Consider the following 15881-nt stretch of genomic DNA (forward strand, 5'->3'; position numbering starts at 1 on the left):
ACCGGAAACCGGGGCCATGGTAGCCAGCGGACCCGGGTCAGCCCGGCGTCACCAGTCTCGCCTCGTACGCGAACACCGCGGCCTGGGTCCGGTCCCTCAGGCCCAGCTTGACCAGGATCCTGCTCACATGGGTCTTGATGGTGGACTCCGCGACCACCAGCCGGCCGGCTATCTCGACGTTCGACAGGCCCTGCGCGATCAGGACCAGGACCTCCGTCTCGCGCTCGGTCAGGTCGCCGTAGGCGGCCTGGGCGGCGCGGGGCAGAGCGGGGGTGTTGGAGAGTTTGGAGAACTCGGTGATCAGACGCTTGGTGATGGAGGGGGCGAGCAGGGCCTCGCCGGCCGCCACCACGCGCACACCGTCCGCGAGCTGGCGGGCCGAGGCGTCCTTGAGGAGGAAGCCGGAGGCTCCCGCGCGCAGGGCCTGGTACACGTACTCGTCGAGGTCGAAGGTGGTCAGCACCAGGACCTTCGCCGTGCCGTCGGCCGCCACGATCTCCCGGGTCGCCTCGATGCCGTTCAGCTCGGGCATCCGGATGTCCATCAGGACCACGTCGGGGGACAGCTCACGGACCCGGTCCACCGCCTCACGGCCGTTGACCGCCTCACCGACGACCTCGATGTCCGGCATCGCGTTCAGCAGGACCGAGAAGCCCTCGCGCACCATCATCTGGTCGTCGGCTATCAGGACACGGATCGTCATGCTCCACTCTCACTCGCGGCCGGTACGGGCAGGAACACCGTCACCTCGTAGCCCCCGGCGGGCGTCGGTTCCGCCGTCATCTCGCCGTTCAGCATGGTCACCCGCTCGCGCATCCCCGTGATGCCGTGCCCGGCGCCGGGCGAGGGCTTGACCAGGGAGGGGTTCGGTGGCGGGTCGTTGACTATGCGCAGCCCCAGACCGCCCAGCACATAGCCGACCTCCACCCGGGCGGTCGCCCCGGGGGCGTGCCGCAGGGTGTTGCTCAGCGCCTCCTGGACGATGCGGTACGCCGACAGCTCTACGCCCTGCGGGAGTTCGTGGGCCGCGCCCGTGATCACCTTCTCGACGTCCAGGCCGGTCTCCCGCACATTGGCGAGGAGCGCCTCCAGGTCGGCGAGGGTGGGCTGGGGGGCGTCCGGCGCCTCGTAGTCCTCGGCGCGGACCACGCCCAGGACGCGGCGCAGTTCGGTGAGGGCCGCCACCGCGTTCTCCCGGATCGTGGCGAAGGCCTTCTCCAGTTCCTCCGGCGGGTTCTCCACCCGGTAGGGGGCGGCCTCCGCCTGGATGGCGACCACCGACATGTGGTGGGCGACCACGTCGTGCAGCTCGCGGGCGATCGTGGTGCGCTCCTCCAGGAGGGTGCGCCGGGAGCGCTCGTGGGCGGTCACGGTCTGCTGGGCCGTCACCTCCTGCTCGGCCTGCCGGCGTATGTGCCAGACGGTGACGGCGAGCAGGGAGAGCGCGGAGCAGACCAGCATGGGCCCCACGTTGGTGGGGTAGTAGGTCCGGCTGAAGACCGTCTCCGCGAGGAAGCCGTAGGCGGCCGTGAACATCCACATCCAGGCCGCCGTGCGCGGGCGGGTGCGGATCGCGACGACCGTCAGCACCGCCAGGTGGGAGATGAAACTGGGCGGCAGCCACGGCCAGTTGCCGTACGTCTCGCTGATCAGAGCGACCGCCGTGGTCGAGACGAGCGACGCCCAGAACGCGGCGGCCGGCCGGACCAGCGTCAGCAGCACCGGCGCCAGGACCAGCACGCCGCTCAGTACGGACGTCGAGTCGGCTCCGGCGGGCATCACGGAGGACAGCACCGCCACCATGCCGGCCGCCCCGACCAGGATGTGCCGCGAGTAGGTCGCGTACTCCCGCTTGCGGCCCCGCAGCCCCCGTGTGAAGCGGCCCGTGGGCTCCCTCGGCGGCAGCGGGCGGTAGGCCAGCATGTCGTCGAACAGGTCTTTCCTCATCCCGCGCAGGGCGTCCATGGCCGCCCGGACCTCCGGGCTCTTCGGCTGGTAGGCGCCGTGCGGGTCGTCATGGGGCGGCATGTGCGTCTGCGTCGTCTCTGTCACGTTCAAAACGGTAGGCGGGAAGGGGGGTCGAGGTCGTCACCAGTGAGAGGGGTTCCGGCGGATCCGTCTCAAGTACTACGGGTCTGCCCGGGACTCCCCCAGGGGCACGAAAGACTCCCACAGGTGCGCGGGCCTCAGTACCCGGACGGTCGCACCAGCCCCGACTCGTAGGCGAACACCGCCGCCTGGGTGCGGTCGCGCAGGCCCAGCTTCACCAGGATGCGGCCCACGTGTGTCTTCACGGTCTGCTCGGCGACGACGAGATGGCGGGCGATCTCCGCGTTGGACAGGCCCTGCGCGATCAGGGTGAGCACCTCCGTCTCACGCTCGGTGAGATCGCCGACGCGCTCCTTCAGCGGGGGCCTCGGTGTGCCGTTCAGCCGGGAGAACTCGGCGATCAGCTTGCGGGTGATGCCGGGCGCGAGCAGGGCGTCGCCGGCGGCCACGACCCGGACCGCCTCGGCGAGCTGGTCCGCCGAGGCGTCCTTCAGCAGGAAGCCGGACGCCCCGGCGCGCAGCGCCTCGTACACGTACTCGTCGAGGTCGAACGTGGTCAGCACCAGCACCTTGATGGAAGGGTGCGCGAGAGTGATGCGACGGGTGGCCTCGATGCCGCCGAGCTCGGGCATACGGATGTCCATCAGGACTACGTCCGGGGCGAGTTCGGCGACCTGACCGACGGCGTCCAGGCCGTCCACCGCCTGCCCGATCACCTCGATGCCGGGGTGGGTGTTGAGCAGTACGGTGAAGCCCTGCCGGACCATCTGCTGGTCGTCGGCGATCAGTACGCGGATGGTGCCGCCGCTCGTCATCGTTTCTCTTCCCCTGTCTCTTCTCTTGTCGCGTCCCTGGTCGCGTCCCTGGTCGCGTCTCCTGTCGGGGACGGATCATCCGGGAAGACGAGTTCCAGGCCCTCCAGGGTCCCGAGGTCCCGCTCCGGGGGTGCGACGCCGTCCCTCGGGAGGAACGCGATGACGGAGAACCCGCCGTGCAGCGTCGGGTGGGCCGCGATCTGGCCGCCGAGCATCGCCGCCCGCTCCCGCATGCCGAGCAGGCCGTGCCCCGCGCCGGGCGAGGGTCGCACGGGGCCGCTCGGGCGGCCGTTGGTGACCTCCAGCGTCAACCCCCGGGACTGGTGGACGACGTCCACCCGGACATGGGAACCCGGCGCGTGCCGCAGGGCGTTGCTCAGCGCCTCCTGGACTATCCGGTACGCCGACAGCTGCACACCCGGCGAGTAGGCGGGCGGCTCGCCCCTGACCGTGGCAGTGACATGCAGCCCGGCCGCCCGGGTGTTCTCCACGAGGGCGTCGAGGCGGTCCAGCGTGGGCTGCGGGGTGTCGGGGGCGCTGCCGGTGCCGGCCGCGCCGAGGCCGTAGGGGTCCTCGGGGTTCTCCGAACGCAGTACGCCGAGCACCCTGCGCAGTTCGGTGAGCGCCTCCAGCGCGTTCTGCCGGATGCCGGCGAGGTTCTCCTTGAGCTCCTCGGACGGGTTCTCCACCAGATGCGGGGCCACCTGGGCCTGGATGGAGATCACCGACATGTGATGGGCGACCACGTCGTGCAGCTCGCGCGCGATGCGGTTGCGCTCCTCCAGGAGGGTGCGGCGGGCCCGCTCCTCGGCGGTGATGCCGGCCTGCTCCACAAGCTGGCTGCGGGCCACACGGCGGCCACGCAGGGCGGTGCCGACGAGGACGACGGCGGCGAACAGGGTCACCGCCAGCGCGCCGGTCGGCGTGTAGCTCGCGCCGCCCAGCACCCCTTGGACCAGGTACGTGGCGAGCGCCGTCAGGGCCAGCACCTCGACGGCGACTCTCGTGGCCACCCTGAGCGCGAGCAGCGACAGCACCACGCAGTGCGCGACCAGACCGGGCCCGCCCCACGGCCAGCCGGGGAAGTCCGGTTCCGTCTCCGGGTGGGGCGTGCCCAACGGCCATTGCGGGGCGTCGAAGTTGAGGTCGGCGAGCATCGCGCCCCGGGCGCCCAGCGCGACCACCACCGTGACCGTCAGGGACAGCCACCACGCCGGCACCGGCCGCCACAGCGCCAGCACCACCGCCGCTCCCTGCAGCAGCGCGCACACCGCGCCGTACTGCACGCCGAGTTGGTAGCCGTCGATCATCTGGTCGAAGTTGGCGATCGTGGTGCCCAGCGCGACCAGGCAGACCAGGCCGTGCGGCAGCCAGCGCAGCCATACGGAGGGCGGAAGCGGGTCCGCCCGGGCCGTCCACAGGTCGTCGCGCAGCGTCCGCAGACCGCGGATCACCCACTTCTGCACCCTCGTCAGCAACCTCTCCACCCCACCACCCCGTTCGTCCGCACCACCCTAGACACGGCGGGCTTCGCGCAGGCCCGAAGGCTCCGGCAGCCCTCCGACCCGCACCACGCGCGTCCGTCCCCTCCCCCGTTCACGCCCCCGCCCGCGGCGGCCGGTGGCGGCCTCGAAGCCGTGGAACGCCGCCCAGCACACCCCCAGGACCAGGGCGAACACCGGCAGCCACAGCAGCCGGGCCGCGACCCAGTCCAGGCCGTCCGGCCGGGTGTGCAGACCGGGCAGGCGGCCGGCCAGGAGGCCCGTCGCGGTGGTGGCCGTCATCGCCGTCTGGTGCCACAGGAACACCGTCATCGCGGAGAGGTTCACCAGCGCCACCGCCGCCCACGCCACCGGACGCGCCATGGCGCGGCGCAGTCGGTCGCGCAGCAGCAGGCCCAGTCCGCACTGGGCGAGACCGAAGGTGACGGCGGCCAGCGTCGGCGGGTTGAGGTTCGAGACCGCCGCGCCGGGCACGCCCACCATCGACGCCGGGTAGCCGGCGAAGCCCACCAGGACCGCCGTCGCCACCGCACCGCCGACGAGCAGCGTCCAGCCCGCGCGCGGGCGCTCCAGCTCGCCCCGGGTCCAGGCCGCGCCCAGGGTGTACGGCACGAGCCAGCCCGCCGCCAGATTCACCCAGCCGAGCCAGGACGGACCGCCCAGACCGAAGCACACCAGGTCCACGTGGAGGACGACCGCGAGCGGCCACAGCGGATTCAGCCGGGCCAGCAGCGGGGTCGCGGCCGTCAGCGCGGCGAACACCAGCAGGAACCACATCGGGGACAGCGCCAGCTTCACCACGGTGTGCACGGTGACGAACGAGGCGCCGCCCAGCAGCAGACCGGCCGCGGCCACCGCCCACACCGCCAGGACCGCCGACACCGGTCTGAACAGCCGGACCAGGCGCGCCCGCAGCCACGCCCCGTAGGTCGTGCCCCGCGCGCGGGCCGAGGCGAGACCGCGGGTCGCCACATGGCCGCCCACCATGAAGAACACGGCGAGTGTCTGGAACACCCAGGACACCGGTGCCAGCCAGGGCATGGGACCGAGGGGGCTCGCCGCGCGCAGGGTGTCGCCGTCGGCGACGAGGGCGGTCACCAGCCAGTGGCCGAGGACCACACCGAGGATCGCGAAGGCGCGCAGCGCGTCCACGGCACGGTCCCGATGCGGGGGTGTGCCTTCATGGATGCGGGCAGCAGCACGCCGTATGCCCGAGGTCTCGCGGATGTCAGGCACGGGTCACCTCCGTCGTCTCGCCGAGCACGATCCGGGCGAGGTTGGCCAGGGAGGCCGAGCCCGGGGAGAAGTAGTCGCTGTGGCCGCCCTGGCCGGCGGTGAAGACACGGGCGCCGAAGGCCGGGGAGACCGGGTCGGTGCCGAAGCCGACCGTCGTACCGAACAGGTCGGCGCTGACATGCGGGACGTTCGCCACCCAGTCGTCGCCGCCCCGGGCCGCCCAGACCCGCGCGCGGGTGCGCAGTCCGGCCACCGTGTCCACGCCGGTGCCGGGGCTGCCGAGCAGGACGATGTCGCCCACGTCCAGGTGGCCGGCGGCACGGCCGCACACGACCGAGCCGTACGAGTGGCACAGGAGCGAGACGTGGGTGCTTCGGCCGGTGACGGCGCGCAGCTCGCGCAGGAACTCCCGCAGCCGCGGGGCCGCTTCCTCGGCACGAGCCGGGGTCAGCACCGTCGTGCTCACCGTGCCGGGGGTGGTGTAGCCGAGCCAGGCCACCACCGCCGTACGGCTGCCCGCGCCGCTCACGTGAGCGAGCCGCTCCTGCAGTGCCGACGCGCCCGCGCGGAAGCGGCCGTAGGTGTCCAGTGTGGTGTCGGAGCCCGGTATCAGGACCGCGACCCGGTCGGCGTGGGCGAGATCCCCGAACACCTCCGTGGCCCGGCCCTCGCCCCGGCCGTCGAAGGCGAGCAGCTTGCGCGACGGGTCGGCCATCTCCCTGTCGGCCGCCGCGCGGTGGCTGTCGCCGTGGGCCTCGGCCATCCGGGACGCCAGCGCGGCGTTGGCCCTGTTCGCCGCGTACGCCTCGTCGAGCGTCGCCGCCGTCAGCGGGGCGAGGTGCGCCGGAGCGGGGGCGGGGATACCGGGCCGGGCCGCCGCGGTGAGGGGGACGACCACGGCGGCGGTGACCAGAACGGCCGGCAGCAGCCGCAGCCGACGGCGACGCCGGCCCCGCGTCGCCCCCGCGGTCGACCGCCCCGCTCCCCCTTCAGGAGAACGGCCCCCGCCGGTCGCGGCCGCCCAGACCTCTCGCACCCTCCCACGCATGCCCGATGCCCCCGCCCCTCCGCGCCAGTTCGCCCGCCATCGGGCCTGTCAGGCTTGGAAGTTACGGATCACGGCTTGTCGTTCGCGTCCCACTGAGGAGCTGTCCTCCGACGTAGCTCTCAGGTACTACGGGTACGACAGGTGTGCCCCCGGCCAGTGACCCGGGCCGCCAGTGACCCGGGCCGCCGGTGACCCGGCCGTCGGCGATCACTCCGGTTCGTACTGCGCCAGAACGCGCCCGAGCAGACCGGTCAGCGTCTCCCGCTCCTCCGCCGACAGCGGCTTGAGCAGGTCGTCCTGCACCTGGTCGAGCAGCCCGTCCATGCGCAGCAACTGCCGGAGGCCGTCCCCCGTGAGGGTCACCTTGTTGCGCCGTCCGTGGTCCGGATCCGGCGTCCGGTCGACGAAGCCCTGCTCGACCAGCTCGTTGACGGCCGCCACCATGTCGCTGCGGTCGACCCGGCACCGCCGGCCGAGCTCCGCCTGGCTCGCCGGTCCGAACTCGTGCAGTGCCGCCAGGATCCGGTAGTGGTACCCGCGCGCCCCCGCGGCGGTGAAACCGTCGGACACCAGTCGGCGGGCGTGCACGGCCAGCTGCGTGATCAGCCAACTCGGCTTCACCGCAAGGCGCTCGGGGATCTGGTCCATGGTGGTCACTCTATCCGCAAAGGTGTTGGCAGGACCAACATTCCGTGCGTAGTGTTGGCTATCCCAACATTGGGGCAACCAACACAGGGAGCTCACCATGTCCACTGCCGACCGCCTGGAGATCGCCGACCTGTTCGCCCGCCTCGCCCACCTCCTGGACGAGCACCGCCACGACGACGCCCCCTCCGTCTACCACGACGACATCGTGGTGCGGTCACCTCGGGGCGAGCTGCACGGTCTCGACGAGGTGACCGCTTTCCTGAAGCAGAGCCGGGTCGAGGGAGAGCGCACCCAGCATGTGCACGGAGACGTGCTGGTGGAGGTCGACGGGGACAGCGCGCAGGCCACCGCGAACCAGCTCGTGTACGTCTGCCGCGGTGGCGAGGCGCCCTACCGGAGGAGCGGCCTGCGCGTGACCTGCGCCGCCGTACGCACCCCGGTCGGCTGGCGGTTCGGCGAGATGCGGATCACGCTCGTCTGGATGCGCGAGAACTGACGGCCCGCCTCACCAGGCCAGCTGCGCGATCTCCTCCGCCACCACCGCACAGGCGTCCGCCAGCGGATCGATCAGCGGGAAGTGGCCGACGTCCTCCAGCAGCGTCACCCCCACGACCTCCCCCGCCTTCGCCGCCGCGTCCGCGTACGCATCGGCGACCGCCTGGGGCACGACCAGGTCCGTACGTCCCTGGACCAGGGTCGTCGCGATGCCGGTCGGCAGCAGCAGGGCGGGGTCGGCGTACGGCTGCCGCTCGGCGAACAGCTCCTCGCCGCCCAGGAGTTGCCGCGAGGCACCCCCGCACACGTCCAGCTTCTCCGCGACCGTGAAGTCCGCGATCGGGGCGAGCGCGACGACCCCCCGCAGCGGGGCGGGCCCGGCGGTGCGCCAGGCGGCGTCGGCGGGCAGAACGTGCCGGGCCGCGGCCCACAGCGCGAGGTGGCCGCCCGCGGAGTGGCCGGTCAGCACGATCCGGCGGGCGTCGGCCTGCGGCACCGCCTGCCGTACGAGCGCGGGGAGCGCGTCGAGGGCCGCGGCGACGTCGTCGAAGGTGTCGGGCCAGCGCCCCGCGACCGGAGGCGTAAGCACGCCGGCCGCCCCCTCCGCCCCGCGCCGGTACTCCACATTGGCCACGGCGAACCCTCGTCGCGCCAGGTAGTCGGCGAACGGCGTGATGTGCGTCCGGTCGTACGGCGCCCGCCACGCACCCCCGTGCAGCACCACGACCAGCGGCGCGGAGCCACCCGGACCGGCGTCGCCCCTGGGGGCGTAGAAGTCGATCACCTGGTCGGGGTGGTCGCCGTACGCGGCGGTGGCGTCGGGGTCGACGGGCGGGTGCGAGAAGGCCGACTTCTCCTCGGCAACGGCCCGGGCAGCGACGGCGTCGTCCGGCATGCTCCAACCTCTCAGCGACGAAACGGTTTTGGACGGTACGGGGTGGCGGACCAGGTGAGAATTTCGGCCGTTGGCGGGGACGGTATCAGGCCCGTGACGTGCGCGGACACGCGGATGTCACGCAGGGTGAGGGGAAACGGTTCTGTACCCGCCGTTCCAGCACCTCCCATGCGCTCACCACCACGCGCTCCCCACCACGCGCTCCGCACACCGACACCCCGCGCTCCCCACACCCCCTCATACGCAGCCGACCACCGGCATCACTCAGAACACCGGTGGTCAGCACGTGAGTTCCGGGCCGGTCAGCCCAGGATCTCCCCCAGCACCCGGGCCGCCCGCTCCACGTCCGCGAAGCCGACGTACAACGGGGTGAACCCGAAGCGCAGCACGTCAGGGCGCCGGAAGTCCCCGACGACCCCACGCTCGATCAGCTGCCGCATGACCCCACCGGCATCCCGGCAGCGCAGGGCCACCTGGCTGCCCCGCTCCTCGTGGCGCACCGGAGTCAGCGACTCCACGCGCCCCTGAGGGACATACGTCGCGACGCACTCCAGGAAGAAGTCGGTCAGGGCGAGGGACTTGGCCCGTACGGCCTCGATCGAGACGCCCTCCCACACCTCAAGGGCCGCTTCCAGGGCGAGCATTGACAGAATGTCAGGTGTTCCGACCCGGCCCCGCGCCGCGCCCGCCGCCGGCTCGTAGTCCCCGCGCATCCCGAACGGCTCGGCGTGCGAGTTCCAGCCGGGCAGCGGGGAGTCGAAGCGGTCCTGGAGCCCCGTACGCACATATAGGTACGCCGGCGAACCGGGGCCGCCGTTCAGGTACTTGTAGGTGCAACCGACCGCGAGGTCCACGCCGTGCTCGTCGAGGCCGACGGGCAGGGCACCCGCGCTGTGGCACAGGTCCCAGACGGAGACCGCGCCCGCCTCCCGTACGGCGGCGGTGAGCGCGGGCAGGTCGTGCAGCCGGCCGGTGCGGTAGTCGACGTGGTTGAGCAGGACGGCCGCCGTACGGTCCGACAGCGCGTCCGGCACCTGAGCCGGGGTCACCGGCCGCAGCGCGCACCCGGTCATCCGGGCCGCCGACTCGGCGATGTACCCGTCCGTGGGGAAGGTGGTCGCGTCGACGAGGATCTCGTCCCGCGAGACCCGCGAGCCCTGCGAGTCCCGCGAGCCCTGCGAGTCCCGCGAGCCCCCCGACTCCCCCGCGATCCGCACCGCGCCCACAAGTGCCTTGAACACATTGACACTTGTCGAGTCACCTACGACAACTTGCCCGGCCGCCGCGCCCACCAGCGGAGCGATCCGGTCGCCGATCCGCTCGGGCGCGGTCCACCAGCCGCTCTCGTCCCAGGAGCGGATGCGCAGCTCGCCCCACTGCCGACGGACCACGTCCTCGACCCGTGCTGGCACCGAGGCGGGCAGGGCGCCGAGCGAGTTGCCGTCGAGATAGACCGCCTCGTCACCGGCGTCGAGGACGAACTCGGCGCGCTTGTCCGCGAGTTGGTCACCGGAGTCCAGCTCCCGTGCCTTGAAGACCAGGTCAGACATACGACCTCGCCGTCCACAGCTCGGGGAACACGTTCTTCTGCGCGCGCTTCTCCAGCCAGGCCACGCCGGCCGAGCCGCCGGTGCCCGCCTTGGCGCCCATCGCGCGCCGGGTGGCGACCAGATGGTCGTTGCGCCAGCGCCACACCAGCTCGGCGACATCCGTCAACGCCTCGCCGAGACGGGCGAGTTCGTCGGAACCGTCACCGGCGTACAGCGCGGTCCACACGGCCTCGACCTCCGCCGAGGGCTCGTAGCGCTGCGAGACGTCACGCGTCAGCACGGCCTCGGGGACCGGGTGCCCGCGCCGGGCCAGCAGCCGCAGCACCTCGTCGTAGAGGCTGGGCTCGTGCAGCGCCTTCTCCAGCTCGGCGTGGACGCGGGGCGCACCGCGGTGCGGTACCAGCATCGACGCGGACTTCTCGGCGAGCAGGAACTCCATCCGCCGGTACATCGCCGACTGGAACCCGGAGCCCTCGCCGAGGGCGCCCCGGTAGGAGTTGAACTGGGCGGGGGTGAGCTGGGCGAGGGGCCGCCAGGAGGCGTTCAGCGCCTCCAGCTCCCGTACGGAACGCTTCAGCGCGTCGATCGCGACCTGCACGTCGTCCGCGCGCAGCGCGCCCGCGGCCGTCTCCCACTCGTGGACGATGACGGTGAACCACAGCTCCATGACCTGGGTCGTGACCAGGAAGACCATCTCTCCGGGATCGTCGGAGAGGGTGTGCTGGAGGTGGGTGAGAACGTCTGCCTTGACGTAGTCCTCGTACGGCGTGGTGCCGTTGAAGTCGAGATGCGGGGTCTCGGGCTCCTGCGTTTCCTGAGCCTCATGGGACATCGCTGTCTCCTGCTGTACTCCGGGTAGCGGTCCGCCCCTGCCGATGCCGACACGGGGGCCCCGGTCCCCACTCGCATCTTCCGCATCGACCGCGGATCCCGCAAGGCCCGCCCGCATCACGGACGGGCCCGCGCAACAGGAAGCGACCGCTGGAACGGCCCCTGGAACGGCCCCTGGCCCAGGTTCAGCCCAGGGTCTGGGCCGCCGTCGGGGAGGAGTCCTTCAGGAACTGAGAGCAGCGCTCGTACTCCTCCTGCTCGCCGATCGACTGCGCGGCGCGGGCGAGGGCGTGCAGGGCGCGCAGGAAGCCACGATTCGGCTCGTGCTCCCAGGGCACCGGGCCATGCCCCTTCCAGCCGTTCCGGCGCAGGGCGTCCAGGCCGCGGTGGTACCCCGTACGGGCGTACGCGTACGACTCCACCACGCTGCCCCGCTCGAAGGCGTCGTCCGCCAGCTGGGCCCAGGCCAGCGAGGATGTCGGGTACTTCGCGGCGACGTCGGCGGGCGCGGTGCCGTTCGCGAGGAGGTCGCGGGGCTCCGGGTCGTCGGGGAGGTGGGTCGGGGGCGGGCCCCCGAGAAGGTTTTCGTGAAGGGACATGGGTCCAGTCTCGCTCACTCCGGCTCGCTCACTCCAGCTCGCGGGGTGCCCGCCTCTCCCCCTCCAGCGGCGGAGCCGTCACACAGCAATGGGTCTTGCACTCCGGGTGGTCGCAGTCCGGCGGTGGGCGGCGGACCGTCGTGAAGGCGAGGGCCGAGCCGACCACCAGGATGCCCGCGCACCACAGCATCGAGCGCCGGAACGGTCCCTCGAAGGCGTCCGCCGAGCGGTAGGACTCCGGGCCCATGCCGGTCAGCAGGGGCAGGGCCGCGACCGCGATGAGGCCCGCCGCCCTGGCCGCCGCGTTGTTGATGCCGCTGGCGAGCCCGGCCCGGGCCACGTCCACCGAGGCCAGCACCGTCGCGGTCAGCGGCGCGACGAGGGTGACCAGGCCGACGCCGAGCACCAGGACGGCGGGCAGCACGTCGGCGACGTACGAGGCGTTCTCGCCGACCCGCAGCATCAGCAGCATCCCCACCGCGCACAGCAGCGGCCCCACGGTGAGCGGGATGCGCGGCCCGATGCGCTCCCCCAGCTCACCGGAGCGGGAGGAGAACAGCAGCATCAGCACGGTCGTCGGCAACAGGGCCGTACCGGCGCCGAGCGCGGAGTACCCGGCGACCACCTGCAGCTGGACCACCGAGAGGAAGAAGAAGCCGCCGAGGGCCGCGTACACACACAGGGTGACCAGGTTGACGGCCGTGAACTGGCGGGACGCGAAGATGTCTGGCGGCATCATCGGGTCGGAGCGGCGCCGCTCCAGCACCACGAAGGCCACCCCGGCCGCGATCCCCGCGACGGCCGCCAGGGCCACCAGCGGCGATCCCTCGCCCGCCTCGATCAGCGCGTACGTCACCAGCCCCAGCGACAGCGCGCCCAGCGCCGCGCCCAGGACGTCGAACCGGCCGTGCGCCTGCTCGTCCTTCGACTCCGGTACGTGCCGCAGCGCCACCGGGACGCACACCACCGCCAGCGGCACGTTCAGCAGGAACACCCACCGCCAGCCCGGCCCGTCCACCAGCCAGCCGCCGACGAAGGGCCCCACCGCCGCCCCGATGCCCCCGAACCCGGACCACAGGCCGACGGCCCGGCCCCGGTCGTCGTGATGGAAGGACGCCTGGATCAGGGCCAGTGAGCCGGGGGTCAGCAGAGCGCCCCCGATCCCTTGCAGGGCACGGGCCGCGACCAGCACGCCCGCGCTCGGCGCGAGCCCGCACAGCAGGGAGGCGGCGGCGAACCACACCACCCCGATGACGAAGACCTTCCGGCGTCCGTAGCGGTCCCCCAGGGAGCCGCCCAGCAGGATCAGACCGGCCAGCGTCAGCATGTACGCGTTGACGGTCCACTGGAGCGCGGCGAGGTCGGCGTCCAGGTCCTCGCCGATACGTGGCAGGGCCACATTGACGACGGTGGAGTCCAGCAGGGCCATGCTGGAGCCGAGGACCGTGGTGAACACGGTCCACCTGCCCTGGGACGAGGACAGCCGGACATCGGGCATGCCCCCAGGTATACAGCGAGCCCGGCGCCGAAGCACCGGGCTCGCTGCGGAAGCGACCCGCAGACCTGCAAAGGCGCAGGCTTGAGCGGGGGCTTACTTGATCTTCTGCCCCGCCGACCGCAGGTTCTGCGTGGCCTCGACGACCCGCGCGGCCATGCTCGCCTCGGCCAGCTTGCCCCAGGTGCGCGGGTCGTAGGTGGACTTGGAGCCGACCTCGCCGTCGACCTTCAGGACGCCGTCGTAGTTCTTGAACATGTGGGCGGCCACCGGACGCGTGAAGGCGTACTGGGTGTCCGTGTCGATGTTCATCTTGACGACGCCGTTCTCCAGCGCGGTCGCGATCTCCTGCTCGGTGGAGCCGGAGCCGCCGTGGAAGACGAAGTCGAACGGGGACTGCTTGCCGAACTTGGCGGCGACGCCGTCGTTCAGCTCCTTCAGCAGCTCGGGGCGCAGGACGACGTTGCCCGGCTTGTACACGCCGTGGACGTTGCCGAAGGACGCGGCCAGCAGGTAGCGGCCCTTCTCGCCCAGGCCCAGCGCCTCGACCGTACGGATCGCGTCCTCGACCGTGGTGTACAGCGAGTCGTTGATCTCGTGGGAGACGCCGTCCTCCTCACCGCCGGTCGGGGTGATCTCCACCTCGAGGATGATCTTCGCGGCGGCGGCGCGGGCCAGCAGCTCCTGCGCGATCGCGAGGTTGTCGGCGAGGGTCTCGGCGGAGCCGTCCCACATGTGCGACTGGAACAGCGGGTTGCGGCCGGCCTTCACGCGCTCCTCGGAGACCGCGAGCAGCGGACGTACGTACCCGTCGAGCTTGTCCTTCGGGCAGTGGTCGGTGTGCAGGGCGACGGTGACCGGGTACTTCTCGGCGACGATGTGCGCGAACTCGGCGAGGGCCACGGAGCCCGTCACCATCTCCTTGCTGTACTGGCCGCCCAGGAACTCGGCGCCACCGGTCGAGATCTGGATGATGCCGTCGCTCTCCGCCTCCGCGAAGCCACGCAGGGCCGCGTGCAGGGTCTGAGTCGAGGTCACGTTGATGGCCGGGTAGGCGAACTTGCCCGCCTTGGCCCGGTCGAGCATTTCGTTGTAGACCTCGGGGGTTGCGATGGGCATCTGTCCGCTCCTTGGTATGTGCGGGTTGGCGATGTGCGTACACGCGTACGCGTGGTACTACGGCCCTGACCTAGACCTTGGATGTGACGTCATCGTCGTCCCCATCTTTCCAGAGATGCGCGGATGGTCCATGCCTGGTCCATGCCTGTTCCGAAGCCGACCCGCGCCCTGGTCAAGTCCAGACCAAAAGGGCTGGTCAGTCCAGTCCCAGTTCGTCCTTCGAGAAGGCGAACAGGTACGGCACACCCGCCCCCTCGCGGATCTTCGCGTCGGCGCCGGTCGCCCGGTCCACGATCGTCGCGACGGCGACGACCTCGGCGCCCGCCTCGCGCACGGCCTCCACGGCGGCCAGCGGAGAGCCGCCGGTGGTGGAGGTGTCCTCGACGACGAGCACCCGGCGCCCGGCGATGTCGGGGCCCTCGACGCGCCGCTGCAGACCGTGCGCCTTGGCGGCCTTACGCACCACGAACGCGTCGAGCCGCTGCCCCCGCGTCGCCGCCGCGTGCAGCATCGCGGCGGCGACCGGGTCGGCGCCCATGGTCAGCCCGCCCACCGCGTCGAACTCCAGGTCGGCCGTCAGGTCGAGCAGCACCTGCCCGACCAGCGGGGCGGCCTCGCCGTCCAGAGTGATACGGCGGAGGTCGACGTAGTAGTCCGCCTCCAGACCCGACGACAGGGTCACCTTGCCGTGCACCACGGCCTTGTCCTTGATCTGCTGCAGCAGCGCGCCGCGTACATCCACGTCCGTCATGCCGAACAGCTTAGAGGCGGGTCCAGGACCAGGTGGTCGTGGCCTCCAGCGGCTCCAGGGGCGTGACCAGGCGAGGGAGGGTGTTCAGGCCGTTGGGCGGGCCGGTCTGCGGCTCCACGCAGACGGCGGCCTCCTGCTCGTCGTAGACCACGACCCACGCCTCGGGGCTGGTCACCCGCACCGCCAGCTGCCCCGGCCAGGTGAGGGTGACGTCGACGCCGCCGGGCATGCCGAAGCAGTCGTCCCAGGGGCCGGGCTTCGGCTCGACACGGTTTCCGGTCGGCAGGTGGTCCTCCCCGCGTTCCTCCTGCCAGGCGGGGTCGAAGGCGACCTGGACGTCCTGGCCGGCGGGGCCGCCGAGGTTCCGGTTGAACCAGGGGTGCCAGCCGATCTGCGCCGGGAAGGACGAGTCGTGCGCCTCCACGCCCATGGTGAGCGTCACGGACTCCTCGGTCAGCTGGACGATCTGGGTGATCCGGCCGGGGTGCGGCCAGGGCTCCACCAGGTCGTACGTCAGCACGGCCTCGTCCGCCGTGAGCCGCGCGACCTTCCAGGCGCCGTCGCGGGCGGTGCCGTGGATGGCGTGGGGCGGGGCGTTCAGCGGCAGCTGGCGGACGGTCGCGCCGTCGAGGAACCGGCCGTCGCGGATCCGCCCGCACCAGGGGACCATCGGGAAGCAGCCGAACCGCTTCCCCTGCCGCAGCAGCTCCAGCCCGCCGACGCGCAGCCCACCGACCCGGCCGCCGTTGCCCGGCTGCACGGTCACCTCCGCGTCGCCCGCGGTCAGCGTGATGTCTTCGTCACTCACGTCGTCACTCAGGTCGTCACTCACGGGACGACCCTACTGG

At 72.1% G+C, this 15881-nt stretch carries 16 protein-coding genes; 1 reads left to right on the forward strand and 15 read right to left on the reverse strand.

Annotation, left to right across the window (positions count from 1 at the left end):
- Positions 1 to 37 precede the first annotated feature (37 nt).
- The 7 genes from ACLZN2_RS39065 to ACLZN2_RS39095 form a co-directional block, all read right to left on the reverse strand.
- The gene (locus ACLZN2_RS39065) at positions 38 to 703 is read right to left on the reverse strand and encodes a response regulator (protein WP_416984349.1); all 666 of its coding nucleotides are present in this window, start codon (positions 701 to 703) and stop codon (positions 38 to 40) included.
- The gene (locus ACLZN2_RS39070) at positions 700 to 2052 is read right to left on the reverse strand and encodes a sensor histidine kinase (RefSeq protein ID WP_416984350.1); all 1353 of its coding nucleotides are present in this window, start codon (positions 2050 to 2052) and stop codon (positions 700 to 702) included. The genes ACLZN2_RS39065 and ACLZN2_RS39070 overlap by 4 nt, the downstream gene beginning before the upstream one ends.
- 134 nt (positions 2053 to 2186) lie before the next feature.
- Entirely contained in the window at positions 2187 to 2864 is a 678-nt protein-coding gene (locus ACLZN2_RS39075; RefSeq protein ID WP_416984351.1) for a response regulator, read from the reverse strand.
- Complete coding sequence (locus ACLZN2_RS39080) at positions 2861 to 4351, reverse strand: sensor histidine kinase (protein WP_416984352.1); 1491 nt, start codon at positions 4349 to 4351, stop codon at positions 2861 to 2863. Before ACLZN2_RS39080 ends, ACLZN2_RS39075 begins: the two co-directional genes overlap by 4 nt.
- Before the next feature lie 27 nt (positions 4352 to 4378).
- Positions 4379 to 5593, reverse strand: a complete 1215-nt coding sequence (locus ACLZN2_RS39085) for an acyltransferase family protein (RefSeq protein ID WP_416984413.1) — start codon at positions 5591 to 5593, stop codon at positions 4379 to 4381.
- 1 nt (position 5594) lies between these two features.
- The gene (locus ACLZN2_RS39090; RefSeq protein ID WP_416984353.1) at positions 5595 to 6650 is read right to left on the reverse strand and encodes an alpha/beta hydrolase; all 1056 of its coding nucleotides are present in this window, start codon (positions 6648 to 6650) and stop codon (positions 5595 to 5597) included.
- Between the two features lie 207 nt (positions 6651 to 6857).
- Positions 6858 to 7298, reverse strand: a complete 441-nt coding sequence (locus tag ACLZN2_RS39095) for a MarR family winged helix-turn-helix transcriptional regulator (RefSeq protein ID WP_416984354.1) — start codon at positions 7296 to 7298, stop codon at positions 6858 to 6860.
- A gap of 97 nt (positions 7299 to 7395) precedes the next feature.
- Here ACLZN2_RS39095 and ACLZN2_RS39100 point away from each other — a divergent pair, with 97 nt between their 5' ends.
- On the forward strand, positions 7396 to 7794 hold the full coding sequence (locus tag ACLZN2_RS39100; protein WP_416984355.1) for a nuclear transport factor 2 family protein: 399 nt from the start codon (positions 7396 to 7398) through the stop codon (positions 7792 to 7794).
- 9 nt (positions 7795 to 7803) lie between these two features.
- Here the strand turns inward: ACLZN2_RS39100 and ACLZN2_RS39105 are convergent, their stop codons facing one another.
- The 8 genes from ACLZN2_RS39105 to ACLZN2_RS39140 form a co-directional block, all read right to left on the reverse strand.
- Positions 7804 to 8688 carry an alpha/beta hydrolase gene (locus ACLZN2_RS39105; protein ID WP_416984356.1) on the reverse strand — a complete coding sequence of 295 codons (885 nt, stop codon included), beginning with the start codon at positions 8686 to 8688 and terminating at the stop codon, positions 7804 to 7806.
- Positions 8689 to 8990: 302 nt separating this feature from the next.
- Positions 8991 to 10238, reverse strand: coding sequence for a kynureninase (kynU, locus tag ACLZN2_RS39110; RefSeq protein ID WP_416984357.1), 1248 nt, complete (start codon positions 10236 to 10238; stop codon positions 8991 to 8993).
- Positions 10231 to 11070 carry a tryptophan 2,3-dioxygenase family protein gene (locus ACLZN2_RS39115; protein WP_416984358.1) on the reverse strand — a complete coding sequence of 280 codons (840 nt, stop codon included), beginning with the start codon at positions 11068 to 11070 and terminating at the stop codon, positions 10231 to 10233. Before ACLZN2_RS39115 ends, kynU begins: the two co-directional genes overlap by 8 nt.
- 184 nt (positions 11071 to 11254) lie before the next feature.
- The gene (locus ACLZN2_RS39120) at positions 11255 to 11668 is read right to left on the reverse strand and encodes a DUF3151 domain-containing protein (protein WP_416984359.1); all 414 of its coding nucleotides are present in this window, start codon (positions 11666 to 11668) and stop codon (positions 11255 to 11257) included.
- A 28-nt stretch (positions 11669 to 11696) separates the two neighbouring features.
- A complete protein-coding gene (locus ACLZN2_RS39125) occupies positions 11697 to 13166 on the reverse strand; it encodes an MFS transporter (protein ID WP_416984360.1) in 1470 nt (489 codons plus the stop codon).
- Between the two features lie 93 nt (positions 13167 to 13259).
- A complete protein-coding gene (gene fbaA, locus ACLZN2_RS39130; RefSeq protein WP_416984361.1) occupies positions 13260 to 14282 on the reverse strand; it encodes a class II fructose-bisphosphate aldolase in 1023 nt (340 codons plus the stop codon).
- A gap of 196 nt (positions 14283 to 14478) precedes the next feature.
- Positions 14479 to 15033, reverse strand: a complete 555-nt coding sequence (pyrE, locus tag ACLZN2_RS39135; RefSeq protein ID WP_416984362.1) for an orotate phosphoribosyltransferase — start codon at positions 15031 to 15033, stop codon at positions 14479 to 14481.
- A gap of 10 nt (positions 15034 to 15043) precedes the next feature.
- Positions 15044 to 15841 (reverse strand): aldose 1-epimerase, encoded by a 798-nt coding sequence (locus ACLZN2_RS39140; protein WP_416984414.1) that lies wholly within the window; start codon positions 15839 to 15841, stop codon positions 15044 to 15046.
- Between the last annotated feature and the right edge of the window lie 40 nt (positions 15842 to 15881).

It is taken from the genome of Streptomyces sp. T028 (assembly GCF_048159505.1).
GTDB lineage: Bacteria > Actinomycetota > Actinomycetes > Streptomycetales > Streptomycetaceae > Streptomyces.